This window comes from Terriglobus roseus DSM 18391 (assembly GCF_000265425.1).
Classification (GTDB): Bacteria; Acidobacteriota; Terriglobia; order Terriglobales; family Acidobacteriaceae; genus Terriglobus; species Terriglobus roseus.
The window spans coordinates 2,073,217-2,088,769 of record NC_018014.1; the positions used below are offsets into that span (position 1 = coordinate 2,073,217).

At 56.9% G+C, this 15,553-nt stretch carries 8 protein-coding genes, 3 tRNA genes and 3 rRNA genes; 12 read left to right on the forward strand and 2 right to left on the reverse strand.

The features are described from left to right. Positions 1-86: 86 nt before the first annotated feature. The 6 genes from TERRO_RS08625 to rrf all read left to right on the forward strand — a co-directional run bounded on the left by TERRO_RS08625 (position 87) and on the right by rrf (position 6,825). Positions 87-162, forward strand: a tRNA-Lys gene (locus TERRO_RS08625). Between the two features lie 1,077 nt (positions 163-1,239). Continuing rightward, positions 1,240-2,741: ribosomal RNA gene (locus TERRO_RS08630) — 16S ribosomal RNA — on the forward strand. 294 nt (positions 2,742-3,035) lie between these two features. After that, a tRNA-Ile gene (locus tag TERRO_RS08635) sits at positions 3,036-3,112 on the forward strand. 54 nt (positions 3,113-3,166) lie between these two features. Then, positions 3,167-3,242, forward strand: a tRNA-Ala gene (locus TERRO_RS08640). A gap of 337 nt (positions 3,243-3,579) precedes the next feature. Next, a 23S ribosomal RNA gene (locus tag TERRO_RS08645) occupies positions 3,580-6,529 on the forward strand. A gap of 179 nt (positions 6,530-6,708) precedes the next feature. Next, positions 6,709-6,825, forward strand: a 5S ribosomal RNA gene (gene rrf / locus TERRO_RS08650). Together the 16S, 23S and 5S rRNA genes with 2 tRNA genes alongside form the textbook arrangement of a ribosomal RNA operon. 241 nt (positions 6,826-7,066) lie before the next feature. Here rrf and TERRO_RS08655 read toward each other — a convergent pair. Further along, complete coding sequence (locus tag TERRO_RS08655) at positions 7,067-7,246, reverse strand: hypothetical protein (RefSeq protein ID WP_014785622.1); 180 nt, start codon at positions 7,244-7,246, stop codon at positions 7,067-7,069. A gap of 132 nt (positions 7,247-7,378) precedes the next feature. On the opposite strand from TERRO_RS08655, the gene TERRO_RS08660 reads away from it, so the two are divergent. Both TERRO_RS08660 and katG read left to right on the forward strand, forming a co-directional pair. Next, positions 7,379-7,828, forward strand: a complete 450-nt coding sequence (locus TERRO_RS08660; protein ID WP_014785623.1) for a Fur family transcriptional regulator — start codon at positions 7,379-7,381, stop codon at positions 7,826-7,828. A 122-nt stretch (positions 7,829-7,950) separates the two neighbouring features. Next, positions 7,951-10,185 (forward strand): catalase/peroxidase HPI, encoded by a 2,235-nt coding sequence (gene katG / locus TERRO_RS08665; RefSeq protein WP_014785624.1) that lies wholly within the window; start codon positions 7,951-7,953, stop codon positions 10,183-10,185. Positions 10,186-10,271: 86 nt separating this feature from the next. On the opposite strand, the gene TERRO_RS08670 is transcribed toward katG, so the two are convergent. Continuing rightward, the gene (locus tag TERRO_RS08670) at positions 10,272-10,961 is read right to left on the reverse strand and encodes an aspartate/glutamate racemase family protein (RefSeq protein WP_014785625.1); all 690 of its coding nucleotides are present in this window, start codon (positions 10,959-10,961) and stop codon (positions 10,272-10,274) included. Between the two features lie 55 nt (positions 10,962-11,016). Between TERRO_RS08670 and TERRO_RS08675 the strand changes: the two genes are divergently transcribed. From TERRO_RS08675 to TERRO_RS08690, 4 genes are all read left to right on the forward strand, one after another. Then, entirely contained in the window at positions 11,017-11,913 is an 897-nt protein-coding gene (locus tag TERRO_RS08675) for an RluA family pseudouridine synthase (RefSeq protein ID WP_014785626.1), read from the forward strand. Positions 11,914-12,052: 139 nt separating this feature from the next. After that, positions 12,053-13,483: a sensor histidine kinase gene (locus tag TERRO_RS08680; RefSeq protein WP_014785627.1), complete on the forward strand. Its 1,431-nt coding sequence runs from the start codon at positions 12,053-12,055 to the stop codon at positions 13,481-13,483. Positions 13,484-13,487: 4 nt separating this feature from the next. Beyond that, on the forward strand, positions 13,488-13,913 hold the full coding sequence (locus TERRO_RS08685; protein WP_014785628.1) for a response regulator: 426 nt from the start codon (positions 13,488-13,490) through the stop codon (positions 13,911-13,913). Further along, positions 13,895-15,424, forward strand: a complete 1,530-nt coding sequence (locus tag TERRO_RS08690; protein WP_014785629.1) for a hybrid sensor histidine kinase/response regulator — start codon at positions 13,895-13,897, stop codon at positions 15,422-15,424. Before TERRO_RS08685 ends, TERRO_RS08690 begins: the two co-directional genes overlap by 19 nt. Positions 15,425-15,553 lie beyond the last annotated feature (129 nt).

Below are 15,553 nucleotides of genomic sequence, written 5' to 3' on the forward strand. Positions count from 1 at the left end.
AACGGGGCATAACCTGCCCATCGAAGGCGCCCGCCTTCGTGCCGTATCGGCCCATTCGGGTCTTCTGCCGGCTCACACCAAAACCTGGACGCGTAGCTCAACTGGCAGAGCATTCGACTCTTAATCGACAGGTTGTAGGTTCGATTCCTACCGCGTCCACCAATAACTTCTCCCACAATCAAAACGGATAAATCGTCCTCCGTGCGATCTCCGAGAAGCTCGCTCGATCTGCTTTTCTTGATGGGGATAGCAGCAGCTAGGAGCAGTCGTTGTGCTCGCGAGTAGCTGCGTGGAGCAGTCCTCTGATCGGGCCCCTCTGCCGCATCTCGCCGTAAGGTAAGTGACAGGCAGGGAAGTCCTCGATCACTTGGAATTCGCTTAAAGATAGTTTCCTTGTTGACACGGGTGAGTCAGACTTGTATAAAAGAAAAGTCGATCAGGCGGGCGGTATGTCGCGGATCGAGTGGGTAGCCGGAAGGCAGCCTGCGGCGTAAGACTCGCGAGAGCGGCACAGCAGTCCAAGCGTTTGTCACGCGTGATTGGTATCGGGGGCCTTCGGGTCCTGGTCAATCCAAAGACAAGCCCAAGACACTGCAGTAAAGATTAGGGGCCTACGCTCCGGGACAGACGTTCGCGTTTGCTCCTTTGGATGGTTTGAGATTTCTGGTGCTGTAAAGCTGTGCGCCAAGCGCGAAGCCTTTGTGGTCTGAGGGTGGAGCGTCTGGAGTGCGAATTCGCGAGAGTCATCGCTGCTTTTAGCTATTTCCAATTCGTGGCCGCGGGCCTACGTCGACCATGAGGATCGAGAAGCGAACGAAATAGTATAGAAGCGAGCGAGTTGACAGGCAAGCGAAATCGCGATACTCTAGAAAAGTTGGTGAACGGCAGTCGAGAGCGAAAGCGACGCGGTCCTGGTAGGAGCTACGAAGTAGCGACCGGGAAGCAGCGAGCGAGTAGAAAGTGACTTACTTGTTAAGTCCCAAATCAAGACCATTGCAGCCCATACAAGTTCGAGGACACAACCGTTGAGTCTATGACTTGCGGCGTCCTTGATCCAAAGCAGACGGCTTAGGCCTGATCTGACAAGGATCTTTGACAACATAGTTGAACGTGCCAGTCGTGAGATGCATTGGACCTTACGGTTTAGTCATTCTCACTTGTTTTAAACCGGCTAGCTTTCGAGGCTAGACCGGGCACCTATGCTAACCACCTCCGTGAGTTAGTAAGTGCAACCAGCATTCAAACGAGAGTTTGATCCTGGCTCAGAATCAACGCTGGCGGCGTGCCTAACACATGCAAGTCGCACGAGAAAGGGACTTCGGTCCTGAGTAAAGTGGCGCACGGGTGAGTAACACGTGACTAATCTACCTCCGAGTGGGGAATAACTGAGGGAAACCTTAGCTAATACCGCATAACACTTACGAGTCAAAGCAGCAATGCGCTTGGAGAGGAGGTCGCGGCAGATTAGCTAGTTGGCGGGGTAATGGCCCACCAAGGCAATGATCTGTATCCGGCCTGAGAGGGCGCACGGACACACTGGAACTGAAACACGGTCCAGACTCCTACGGGAGGCAGCAGTGGGGAATTTTGCGCAATGGGGGAAACCCTGACGCAGCAACGCCGCGTGGAGGATGAAGTCTCTTGGGACGTAAACTCCTTTCGATAGGGAAGATAATGACGGTACCTATAGAAGAAGCCCCGGCTAACTTCGTGCCAGCAGCCGCGGTAATACGAGGGGGGCAAGCGTTGTTCGGAATTATTGGGCGTAAAGGGCGCGTAGGCGGTTTGGCAAGTTTCGTGTGAAATCTTCGGGCTCAACTCGAAGTCTGCACGGAAAACTGCCGGGCTTGAGTATGGGAGAGGTGAGTGGAATTTCCGGTGTAGCGGTGAAATGCGTAGATATCGGAAGGAACACCTGTGGCGAAAGCGGCTCACTGGACCATTACTGACGCTGAGGCGCGAAAGCTAGGGGAGCAAACAGGATTAGATACCCTGGTAGTCCTAGCCCTAAACGATGATTGTTTGATGTGGCAGGTACCCAATCCTGCCGTGTCGAAGCTAACGCGATAAACAATCCGCCTGGGGAGTACGGTCGCAAGGCTGAAACTCAAAGGAATTGACGGGGGCCCGCACAAGCGGTGGAGCATGTGGTTTAATTCGACGCAACGCGAAGAACCTTACCTGGGCTCGAAATGTACCGGAATCCGGCAGAAACGTCGGCGTCTAGCAATAGACCGGTATATAGGTGCTGCATGGCTGTCGTCAGCTCGTGTCGTGAGATGTTGGGTTAAGTCCCGCAACGAGCGCAACCCTTATCTCTAGTTGCTACCATTTAGTTGAGCACTCTAGCGAAACCGCCTCGGATAACGGGGAGGAAGGTGGGGATGACGTCAAGTCCTCATGGCCTTTATGTCCAGGGCTACACACGTGCTACAATGGCCGGTACAAACCGCTGCGAACCCGCGAGGGGGAGCCAATCGGAAAAAGCCGGCCTCAGTTCGGATTGGAGTCTGCAACTCGACTCCATGAAGCTGGAATCGCTAGTAATCGCAGATCAGAACGCTGCGGTGAATACGTTCCCGGGCCTTGTACACACCGCCCGTCACATCACGAAAGTGGGTCGTACTAGAAGTCGGTGCGCTAACTCGCAAGAGGAGCAGCCGCCCAAGGTATAATTCATGATTGGGGTGAAGTCGTAACAAGGTAGCCGTAGGAGAACCTGCGGCTGGATCACCTCCTTTCTAAAGAGAACCAGTCTGACAAAGTCAAAACGCTCTGCGTATCGCAGACGGCCATTGTGCCGAGTTCGACTGAGGTCAGACAACCTCCAGGATTTATCCTGGAGAGCTTGAACTAAGCCTCTCTTTGGTCTAATACCCATCTATGCGATGGTCATCACTGGCGTAGCCGGTGAGCACGTTCAACTGTGTCCTCGAAAATCTTTCGAGAGCCAACTGCGTTTGCAGTGAGCTCAAGGTAAATCAGAGGGTTGCCGGCAGGTGTCCGCAAGGGCTCTGCCGGTATCGCCCTGATCTGGGCCTGTAGCTCAGTTGGTTAGAGCGCACCCCTGATAAGGGTGAGGTCGGTAGTTCGAATCTACCCAGGCCCACCACAACCTCTTGATTGGAAGCCGCGCGAGCGGTACTCTGATTAAGTTGTTCTGAATGGGGCTGTAGCTCAGTTGGGAGAGCGCCTGCTTTGCAAGCAGGATGTCATCGGTTCGATCCCGGTCAGCTCCACCATTTACTCGAAAGATAGAGTCTGTATGAGGTTGAGGAAGCTACTTTGGTAGTGATCCTGAGCCTTGGACAGAACGCGTGTGGCGTCTGGGAAACCGGAGCAGCACGAGGAAAAGTCCCACACCCCAGGGTGTGCTGGTGAGCGGTATCGCTTGCTTGTGATGTTTGACAACTGAATAGATTGGGTAAATATAACTACAAGGCTGAGCCTTCAGTTTCCCGGGTTTTCTCTGGGAGTAAAGCTGAAGATTTAGTGTTGAGTGTCTTTAGGATAATAAAACGGCGAAGTAAAGGACTAAAGCATTAGCAGAGTATGTTTCTGCGTGCGAGTAAATTCTATGAACAAGCTACTAAGGGCGCACGGTGGATGCCTTGGCAGAATCAGGCGATGAAGGACGTGGCAAGCTGCGATAAGCTTCGGGGAGCCGCACACAGGCGTTGATCCGGAGATTTCCGAATGGGGAAACCCACCTAGGCAAAACCTAGGTATGACCCGCTGAATACATAGGCGGGATCAAGCGAACGGGGGGAAGTGAACCATCTCAGTACCCCCAGGAGAAGAAAGAAACCTCGATTCCGAGAGTAGTGGCGAGCGAAATCGGATGAGCCCAAACCCGTTCCATTTCGGTGGCACGGGGGTTGTAGGGCCTGCAACAAGTAGAGTTACCAATCCAGTAGATAGTCAAAGCCCTTGGAAAGGGGCCCCATAGAGCGTGACAGGCGCGTAGACGAAATTTATCTGGACTCGAAGCAGGTACCTGAGTAAGGCGGGGCACGAGAAACCCTGCTTGAATCCACGGGGACCATCCCGTAAGGCTAAATACTCGATTCTGACCGATAGTGAACCAGTACCGTGAGGGAAAGGCGAAAAGCACCCCATTGAGGGGAGTGAAAAGTACCTGAAACCGTGTGCCTACAAGCAGTGGGAGGACTATGCCCGTAAGGGAATGTCTGACCGCGTGCCTATTGCATAATGAGCCGGCTAGTTATTCTTGTCAGCAAGGTTAAGCGTGAGCGAGCCGCAGCGAAAGCGAGTCTGAATAGGGCGATAAGTTGGCAGGAATAGACGCGAAGCGGGATGATCTACCCTTGGCCAGGTTGAAGATGGGGTAACACCCATTGGAGGACCGAACCGGTGTTTGTTGAAAAAAGCTCGGATGAGCTGAGGGTAGGGGTGAAAGGCTAATCAAATTCCGTGATAGCTCGTTCTCTCCGAAATAGCTTTAGGGCTAGCCTCGGGTGATTTGGATTGGTGGTAGAGACATGATTGGACTAGGGGGCTTTCCGGCTTACTGAATCCAGCCAAACTTCGAATGCCAATCACAACCAGCCCGGGAGTCAGACTGTGGGGGCTAAGCTTCACAGTCGAGAGGAAAACAGTCCAGACCGCCTGCTAAGGTCCCCAAATTATCGTTAAGTGGGAAAGGAAGTCGGAACGCTCAGACAGCCAGGAGGTTGGCTTAGAAGCAGCCATCCTTTAAAGAAAGCGTAATAGCTCACTGGTCAAGCGGTCCGGTGCCGACAATACAACGGGGCTAAAACGATATACCGAAGCAGCGGATGCACACCTTAGGGTGTGCGTGGTAGGAGAGCATTCTCGCGACAATGAAGGTAGACTGAGAAGACTACTGGAGTTTCGAGAAGAGACCCTGCCGGCATAAGTAGCGATAATCAGTGTGAGAACCACTGACGCCGAAAGTCTAAGGTTTCCTGAGGAAGGTTAATCCGCTCAGGGTTAGGCGGTCCCTAAGCTGAGGCCGAAAGGCGTAAGCGATGGATATCCGGTTAATATTCCGGACCTCCCAATACCTCGTTATTACGATGGGGTGACACAGAAGGATAATCAGGCCCTCCTATGGCTATGGGGGTTGATACACGTAAGCTGGATCTGATAGGCAAATCCGTCGGGTCTTAACAGTGAGGTGTAAAACAGTAAGGCGTATGCCTGAAAGCTGATGAGTTCACGCTGTCAAGAAAAACCTCTAAGGAGAGGAATTGGGAACCGTACCACAAACCGACACAGGTAGACGAGGAGAATATCCAAAGGCGCTCGAGTGAAGGCTTGTTAAGGAACTCGGCAAATTAGACCCGTAACTTCGGGAGAAGGGTCGCCACGGTAGGGTTCATAGCCCGAAGTGGCCGCAGTGAAACGCGTACGGCGACTGTTTAACAAAAACACAGGTCTCTGCAAAGTCTAAAACGACGTATAGGGGCTGACTCCTGCCCGGTGCTGGAAGGTTAAAAGGAGGGGTTAGCGCAAGCGAAGCTCTGAATTGAAGCCCCAGTGAACGGCGGCCGTAACTATAACGGTCCTAAGGTAGCGAAATTCCTTGTCGGGTAAGTTCCGACCTGCACGAATGGAGTAACGATCGTACGACTGTCTTAACGAGTTGCTCGGCGAACTTGTAGTACCGGTGAAGATGCCGGTTACCCGCAGCTAGACGAAAAGACCCCGTGCACCTTTACTATACTTTTACTATGGGTTACGGCAATTGCTGCGCAGGATAGGTGGGAGGCTTTGATACCGGGATCTCGGTTTCGGTGGAGCCAACGGTGAGATACCACCCTGCGATTGTTGTGACTCTAACCTCCTTCCCTTATCGGGAAGAGGGACATAGTAAGACGGGTAGTTTGACTGGGGCGGTCGCCTCCTAAATTGTAACGGAGGCGCGCGAAGCTACACTCAGGCTGTTTGGAAATCAGCCGTCGAGTGCAAAGGCATAAGTGTGGTTAACTGCGAGACCTACAAGTCGAGCAGATGCGAAAGCAGGCCTTAGTGATCCGGTGGTTCTGTATGGAAGGGCCATCGCTCAACGGATAAAAGGTACGCCGGGGATAACAGGCTGATCATTGCCAAGAGTTCATATCGACGCAATGGTTTGGCACCTCGATGTCGGCTCATCGCATCCTGGAGCTGTAGAAGGTTCCAAGGGTTAGGCTGTTCGCCTATTAAAGCGGTACGTGAGCTGGGTTCAGAACGTCGCGAGACAGTTCGGTCTCTATCTGCTGTGGGCGTAGGAGATTTGAAGGGGGCTGTCCTTAGTACGAGAGGACCGGGATGGACGAACCTCTTGTGTTCCAGTTGTCTTGCCAAAGGCACGGCTGGGTAGCGAAGTTCGGTTATGATAACCGCTGAATGCATATAAGCGGGAAGCATGCCCTAAGATGAGATCTCCCAACCCAAAAGGGAAATGAAGGGCCCTAGAAGACCACTAGGTTGATAGGCTGGATGTGGAAGCGCAGTAATGCGTGTAGCTTACCAGTACTAATCGCCCGTTCGGCTTGATCATAGAATTTACTCTGCGCAGAAACATTCGTTTTTTGTCCTGAGACATTCGACACAAGCTAAGTAGTTATGTTCGGAGCGCAAGCTCTGCGACGAAACTAAGTACGAAAATTACGAAGTATATGTCTACTCAATCTATTCAGTCGTGAAACTTCGCAGCGTGAGCGCGAGTTTTGACAATTTGCCGGTGAGAATATCACGAGGGCTACACCCGTTCCCATCCCGAACACGGAAGTTAAGTCTCGTTGAGCCGATGGTACTGCACGGGCGACTGTGTGGGAGATTAGGTTATCGCCGGCATAAACATAAAGGCCCACTCTTCGGAGTGGGCCTTTTGATTTTGCTGGTAACAGGAATGCCTGGTGTGATGCGGGTTCAGGCTCTAACGGGTACCGTAAGTCGCGCAGTATCGGCCGTGGGCGGCTGGAAATGCGACGTAATGCACGCCCGCGAAGCTCTATGTCGCCTTGGGGGTACAAGCTCCCACAGGCAGTACGATCGGCTTTGAAGCTTGTCGGCCTGGCAGGCCGGGTATCAGAAACTACTTTGAGATATAGGCGTTGAGACCGACAGTGATCGGCTTTCCGTTTACGGTGGCTTGTGTCTCGATGTTGCCGCCACTGCTGGCAACCAGCAGGGTTTTGCCGCTCTTCGATTTGGTCGGTTCCGCAAGGAGTGGGATACGGATCACGAGTTCGTTACCTTCTACGCTTACCTGCATGGTTGTCCTTTTCTCCGCCTCAACAAGAGTATTCTCCTCCCCTTCACTTATTGATTGACCGCATGCCGTGCCCTCTGGAAAAGCCCGCTTGACAATCTCGCAGTTGAGACAGATTCTTATCTAGCGGTGGATATGGAAGAGATCAGGCACCGACTGGATGCGCACGGAGTGAAGTTTACTCCGCAGCGCTACTGCCTGATGGCATTCCTGATGGAGAATGAGGGCCATCCCACCGCTGCGGAGATCTTCGACGGTGTGAACCGCCTGGATCCGCGGTCTTCCCGCGCGACCGTTTACCGCAATTTGAAGGACATGGTTGAAGCTGGTCTGGTGCGGGAAGTGGCTGTGGAAGGGCGATCGGCACGGTTCGATGCAAAGGGAATTCCGCACCATCACTTCATCTGCGACAAGTGCGGCGGGGTTGAAAACATGACGTGGTTCGATGTGCCACGCCCGCCGGCAGGCGCCGTCGGTGACCGCGTTGTGCGCGAATACGAACTCATCCTTCGGGGTCTCTGCAGCAGTTGCGTAGCGGCCTCCCCCACGCTTTCTGTAAGAACCGGCGGGATCAGCACCGGATAGATCCATCTCACTTCACCATCAAGCAAAGTTTGGGATTCGGATGGTTTGAATCCCGCAACACAGAAAACTGCAGCAGAGCAACTGGGGATGGCTGTCCCCAGGCACGAGAACAAGGAGCAAGCATGTCAGACGAAATGAAGTGCCCGGTAACCGGCGTCACCGGCGACCGTCCCGCACCGAATGTCACCGCGACCGAAACGGAATCGCCCAAGGGTGGTGCGGTCACCCACAATTCACGCAAGATCATGAACAACGTGGCATGGTGGCCCGATCGCCTGGACCTGGCTGTTCTGTCGCAGAACAACAAACTCGTCGATCCTATGGGCAAGGAGTTTGACTACGCCGAGGAGTTCAAGAGCCTCGACCTGAACGCTGTGATCGAAGATCTGAAGGCGGTCATGACGACGTCGCAGCCCTGGTGGCCTGCTGACTACGGCCATTATGGTCCGTTCTTCATCCGCATGGCATGGCATAGCGCCGGCACCTATCGCCAGTACGACGGCCGCGGCGGCGCAGGTATGGGCACGCAACGCTTCGCACCGCTGAACAGCTGGCCTGACAACGTCTCGCTCGACAAGGCTCGCCGTCTGATCTGGCCGGTCAAGCAGAAGTACGGCAAGAAGATCTCCTGGGCCGATCTGATGATCCTGACGGGCAACATCGCGCTCGAGACCATGGGCTTCAAGACCTTTGGCTTCGCAGGCGGCCGCGCCGATGTCTGGGTGCCGCAGGAAGACGTCTTCTGGGGCTCGGAAGGCACATGGCTTGGCAGTGACCGCTACCAAGGCGATCGCGAGCTTGAGCAGCCGTACGCCGCCGTGCAGATGGGTCTTATCTACGTGAACCCCGAAGGCCCTGATGGCAAGCCCGACCCCATCGGCTCTGCCCGCGACATCCGCGAGACCTTCGGCCGCATGGCGATGAACGACGAAGAGACGTTTGCGCTGATCGCCGGCGGACACACCTTCGGTAAGGGCCACGGTGCACACGATCCCGGTCCGAACGTAGGACCCGAACCGGAAGGCGCTCCCATCGAGCAGCAGGGCTTTGGCTGGAAGAATTCCAAGGGCAAGGGCCACTCGGAGGACACCATATCCTCCGGTCTTGAGGGCGCCTGGACCTCCAATCCGATCAAGTGGGACAGCGAGTATCTCGACAACCTCTACAACTTCGACTGGGCTCTGCGTAAGGGACCCGGCGGCGCATGGCAGTGGTACGCCACGGCGGAAGGGGAGACCTTCCCGGACGCTCACATCAAGGACAAGAAGCACCTGCCCATGATGTTCACCTCGGATCTTGCGCTGAAGTTTGATCCCATCTACGAGAAGATCGGCAAGCGCTTCCAGAAGGATCCTGCAGCCTTCGCCGATGCCTTTGCTCGCGCCTGGTTCAAGCTGACCCACCGCGACATGGGCCCCCTCGCTCGCTACCTGGGACCGCTGGTTCCCAAGGAAGAGTTACTCTGGCAGGATCCGGTTCCGGCAGTGACGCACGAACTGATCAGCGATGCAGATATCGAAGCTCTCAAGGCCAAGATTCTCGCTTCGGACGTAACCCCGGCGCAGTTCATCGCAACCGCATGGGGCGCAGCAGCATCCTTCCGCGGTTCGGACAAGCGCGGCGGCGCCAACGGTGGTCGCATTCGCCTGGAGCCGCAGAAGAGCTGGGAGGTCAACCAGCCCCAGGTGCTCGCCAAGGTGCTCACAGTGCTGGAAGGCATCCAGAGCGACTTCGGCAAGCCCGTTTCGATTGCTGACCTCGTCGTTCTCGCCGGCACCGCTGCCGTCGAAGCGGCGGCGAAGAAGGCAGGCTTCGACGTAAAGGTTCCGTTCACGCCGGGCCGCACCGATGCCTCGCAGGAGCAGACCGACGTTGTATCCTTCGCGTTCCTCGAGCAGAAGGCAGACGCCTTCCGCAACTACCTGACGCCCGGCCACAAACTGCGCGCTGAGGAGTTGATGATCGATCGCGCGCAACTGCTTACGCTGACCGCGCCGGAGATGGCAGTTCTGCTTGGTGGCCTGCGGGTCCTGGGTGCGAATCACCGCGGATCGAAGAACGGTGTTTTCACCGACCAGCCCGGCACGCTGACGAACGACTTCTTCGTCAACCTGCTGGACATGGCGACGGAGTGGAAGCCGGCCTCGACGGGCGAGGGCCTCTTCGAAGGTCTCGACCGTGCGACCGGTGAGATCAAGTGGACGGCAACCCGCGTCGACCTGGTCTTCGGTTCCAACTCCCAGCTTCGTGCGCTCGCAGAAGTGTATGCGGCCAGCGATGCGAAGGAGATGTTCGTGAAGGACTTCGTTGCAGCATGGACGAAGGTGATGAACCTCGATCGTTTCGAGATTGCGTAAAGCCGCGGTCGAAGCAAACAAAAAGAGACGGCCCGCGCGAATTGCGCGGGCCGTTTCTTTCTGTGCGGGACGCTTACCTCATGCGTTTACGCGAGCGCGAATGTCAGTGCGGCATCGCAATGAAGAAGCGTGGTGTCGAAGACCGGTACGGACACATTGCCTTGGTTGAGCAACATGCCTACCTCCGTGCAGCCGAGAATCAGGCAGTCAGCACCGCGTTGCACCAGGCGTTCTGCGATCGCTGCACAGGCCGTTTCGCTTTGCGCGGTTACAACCCCGCGGCAGAGTTCCTCATAGATGATCCGGTGCGTCTCGGCGCGGTCAGCTTCCTTGGGAATGATTGGCGCCAGACCAGCAGCGATCAACCGGTCGGTATAGAACGTCTGCTCCATCGTGAATGCTGTTGCCATCAGGCCAGGGGACTGCAGGCCCTTCGAGACGATGCTGGCGGCCGTCGCGTCGGCGATGTGCAGCAGTGGGATGGTGACACCGCGCATCATCTCCTCGGCAAGCTTGTGCATGGTGTTGGTTGCGAGCAGTAGGAAGTCCGCACCGCCGCGCTCGAGCGCCCTTGCCTCCCGGTTCAGAATGTCGCCTGCTGACGCCCAGTCTCCCTTCATCTGCAACTCCTCGATGCGCGCGAAGTCGAGAGAACGGATCAGGAGTTCTGGAGAGTGAAGGCCACCGAGACGTTCGCGCGTACGGCTGCACAGCTCTCGATAGTAGGTTTGTGTGGATGCCGCTGACATGCCACCCAGAATGCCGATTGTCTTCATAGGGTCGCCCCATACTATCGAATGACACGGTGGCCATCGCTTACACTCAAGCCACATGCTGAATCGGGGCTATGCCTACACCACAGTCATCAGCAACAAGTACTGTGGTCGAACCCTGCTCGCGCACCTGGCAAGCCTCTATCCGCATGCGACAGCGCAAGAATGGCAGCAAAAGCTGAACGACCGCGAAGTGACTCTCGATGGTGTTGTTGCGACGGGAAGCGAGTGGCTGAAGTTGGGTCAGACCCTTGTGTGGGACCGCCCGACCTGGATCGAGGCAGAGACTCCTCAGCACTTCGAAGTGCTCTTTGAAGACCCCTACCTGCTCGCCGTGAATAAACCGGGTGGACTGCCCACCCTTCCTGGTGGCGGTTTCATGGAGAACACGCTTCTACGCCTGGTGCAAAAGCAACGCCCCAGCGCGAATCCTGTGCACCGCCTTGGGCGAGCCACCACTGGCATTGTCCTCTTCGCAAAGACATCCAAGGTGGCAGCGCACCTCTCTGCAAACTGGAACACTCCGAGCATTCAAAAGATCTACAGGGCACTGGCTCAGGGCATTGCGCAGCACGACGTCTACGAGATCCTCACACCCATCGGCCCGGTGCCGCACCCGCGCATCGGTTCTGTCTGGGCGGCCCACCCCGGTGGTAAACCTTCGAAGTCTTTGGCGAAGGTGATCGCGCGCGGCGCAGATACAACGACGTTTCAGGTAAGCCTCTATTCGGGCCGTCCTCATCAGATCAGGATTCATCTGGCGTCCATCGGCCATCCACTCGTGGGCGATCCACTGTATGGACCAACGGGCATGCCGCTGGAAGATCTTCCCGGGCTCCCGGGCGATGGGGGGTATCTCCTCCACGCAGGACTTCTGACACTCGACCATCCGGTCACGGGGGAACGGCTCGAGCTTGCGGCACCTGTGCCTTCTGCATTCTCATTGCATTCGTAGGTAGCTTCAGGCTCTATTTCCTGCGGCGTCCACCATTTCTCGCATGCCATGAAGTGCAACGGCAGCGTTCGTCATTTTGGCTCGCCCCGTTGCCGTTGCTTCCGTTGCTGGGGTGTGGGGTCGCCTACAATGACGAAATATGCCTGCCCGCTCCTCCCGTTCTGTGGTTCCACTCGCGCTGTTCGCGGCGGTGCTTGTCGTTGCAATGAATACCTGGTTCGCTGTCTCTGCAGTGCGATCGCTGCTGGACAGCGAGGCGTGGCTGGCGCATACGTGGGAGGTCATCGGCCAGGAAGAGCAGTTGATGCTGACCGTTACCAACGCTGAGACTTCGGCGCGCGCCTTTGTCATCACAGGGCAGGAACCGTTTCTCGGACCGTTCCGTGAGGCCGAGCGCACGTTGCCCGCGGACGTGCAGCGTTTCAAGGACCTGACCCTCGACAACCCCATTCAGCAGAGCACTATCGATGAGGTCCATGCCTCCATTGGCCGCCGCATGAAACTGTTGGAGCAGAGCGGCGAGGCAAGGCGAGCGGGTGGTCTGGAAGTAGCATCTTCACTTGTTTCCAGCGGCATCGGAGCTGCGGAGATGGAACATCTGCGCAGCCTTGTCGCGCAGATGGACGGCGAGGAACGGCGCCTGCTTGCGAACCGAGCCGATGAGGCTCGGCACAACGGTGCGCGAACAATCTTTGCTATCTCCCTGGCGTGCGTGCTGGACCTGCTGATGATTGGTTTTGTTACCTGGTACTTCTGGCAGGAACGGTCGCTGCGTCTTGCGTCTGAGCTTGCCAATGAGCGCCTGGGTGTGGCGCGGGCGGAGGCAGAGCGCTCTGCGGAGGAAGTGCGGGTTCTGAACCTGGAGCTTGAAGCGCGTGTGCGTGAGCGGACGGCTGAACTGGAGACCACGAACCGTGAGCTTGAGGCCTTCAGCTACTCCGTGTCGCACGACCTGCGTGCGCCTCTGCGGACGATTGACGGCTTCAGCCTTGCGCTCATGGAGGATTACGCCGATGTCGTGGACGACACGGGCCGGGACTATATCGGACGAGTCCGTGCCGGCGTGCAGCGCATGGGCCAGTTGATTGATGCGCTGCTGCAACTGTCGCGCATCACCCGTGCGGATGTGACCCGCGAGACGATCCATCCGTCGGAGATCGCGGAGACCGTCGTGGCGCAACTGCGCGAAGAGAATCCCGACCGGAAGATTGCCTTTACGGTGACTCCGGGACCGCAGGAGAATGCCGATCCCAAGCTGGTACAGGTGGCGCTCGAAAACCTGCTGGGGAATGCGGTGAAGTTCTCAGCGCGCCGCGAGGATGCGGAGATTTCGTTCGGTTGGGACGCAGAACAGAAGGCTTGGCGCGTGAAGGACAATGGCGCCGGCTTCGACATGCACTACAAGGACAAGCTTTTCAACGCCTTCAATCGTCTGCATGGGGACAAGGACTTCAAGGGATCCGGCATCGGCCTGGCGACGGTAGCGCGTGTGATCCGGCGGCATCACGGCCGCATCTGGGCGGATAGCGAGGTCGATCATGGCGCGACGTTCTGGTTTACGCTAGGATGACGGCATGGCTGAGGCTACACGTTTGATCCTGCTTGTTGAAGATGACCCCGACCATGAGCTTTTGACGATCCGTGCTCTCAAAAAGAGCAACATCGCCAATGAAGTACGCGTGGCACGCGATGGGGAAGAGGCGATTGCGTCTCTCTTCGGGCCGGATGCTGTCCGTCCGCAATTGGTACTGCTGGATCTGAAGCTGCCGAAGGTAGAAGGTTTGGAAGTCCTGCGCCGGATCCGCGAAGACGATACGACGCGCATGTTGCCGGTTGTGGTTCTCACCTCCTCTGACGAAGAGCGCGATGTCGTTCGAAGCTACAAGCTGGGCGTCAACAGCTATATCCGCAAGCCGGTGAACTTCACGGACTTTGCGGAGGCGACACGGCAGCTCGGAATGTACTGGCTGGTGCTGAACGAATGTCCGCCGATGAGCTAGCTCCGCCGCGGCAGCTTCAATTGCTGCTGGTGGAGGATAATCAGGATGACGCTGCGCTACTGGAACGGCATTTTCGCCGTAACGGCTTCGCGCCCCGTGTGACACGTGTGGAGACTGCCGCAGAGATGATGGCGGCTATCTCTGCCAGTGTTCCGGACCTGGTCATTGCCGATTACAACCTGCCAAATTTCAGCGGCCCCGCTGCGCTCAGCATCGCGCGGCAGAGCGGCTATGACCTGCCGTTCATCATGATGTCTGGCGCTATCTCAGAAGAGACGGCCGTTGAGAGCATGCGTGCAGGTGCGCAAGACTACGTCACTAAGCAGAATGTCGCACGCCTGATTCCGGTGGTTGAGAGGGAATTGCGTGAGGCGTCGGCGCGCAAGTCGCGGCTGTTGGCAGAACGCGCGCTCGCGGTCAGCGAGGCACGCTTCCATCACCTGGTCGACGCCATGCCTCTGGGGCTCTTGATCAGCCAGAGCTCGGGTCGTATCACCTACGCCAACGCCGCCGCTGAGCGGCTTTTGGGCTTTGCTCCTGAGAAGGTTTTGAACGGGGACATCACGCTGGCGTCCTTGTGTGGCGCGCTGGACGCGCCCTTTGCCGAGCTGGAGCAACGCGCCGCAGAAGAGCCGTTCGAAGCGACCTGCACGACCTCTGCGGGGCTAGCCGTCGATGTCCTGGTGGGTATGGCATTCCTGGATCGCGAGCAGGAGGCAGGGCATCGCGAGCTTGCCGTCTTTATCGCGGATCTCAGCCACCAAAAGCGCAGTGAAGAGGTGCTCCGCCGGACCGAAAAGCTTGCAGTGGCCGGGCGACTCGCAGCATCCATCGCGCATGAGATCAATAATCCGCTCGCAGCCATCACGAACTGCCTGTACCTCGTTCAGCAGACGGCGCTGGACGACATCGGTCGCTCCTACCTTGAAATTGCGCAGAAAGAGCTCGATCGCGTCGCGCAGATCACGGTGCAGACGCTCCGCTTCCATCGTCAATCCAGCCGGCCCATGCCGACGGAGACGAGCGAACTGATCGAGACGGTTCTTGCCCTCTTCGAATCGCGGATTCGCCGGCAGGGCATACAGATCGAACGGCGCTACCGTCAGACGTCTCCCATCTTTGCGTACGAAGGCGAGATTCGGCAGGTGATCGTAAATCTGCTGGGCAACGCCATCGACGCGATGCCGGGCGGCGGCAGCATTACTGTTCGGACGACCGAGACACACAATCCAGTAACCGAGGCTCGCGGCCTTGCACTCACCGTCTGCGATACCGGCAGTGGCATGGGTGAAGAGACCATCGCACATCTATTCGAGCCCTTCTACTCGACCAAGGGTGTTACCGGAACGGGACTGGGCTTGTGGGTGTCGAAGGAGATTGTCGACCGCCACCACGGCAACATTCGTGTGCGCAGTCGCAAGAGTGTCGACGGCAATCCGGGCCAGACGACCTTCCGGGTATTCCTCCCGATCGATGGTATTCCCGCCTCAGCGAGCGAGCAGACGGCCTGACGAGCCGCCGCGTCCGTACCTCGCAGCGCGCTTGATCTGTTCGATCAGTTTGCGTCCTATCCGGCGCCACTGGAACTCAAAACCCGCCCATACCAATGTCAGAAATTCAAGCCTTGCCCAATTTCGTAT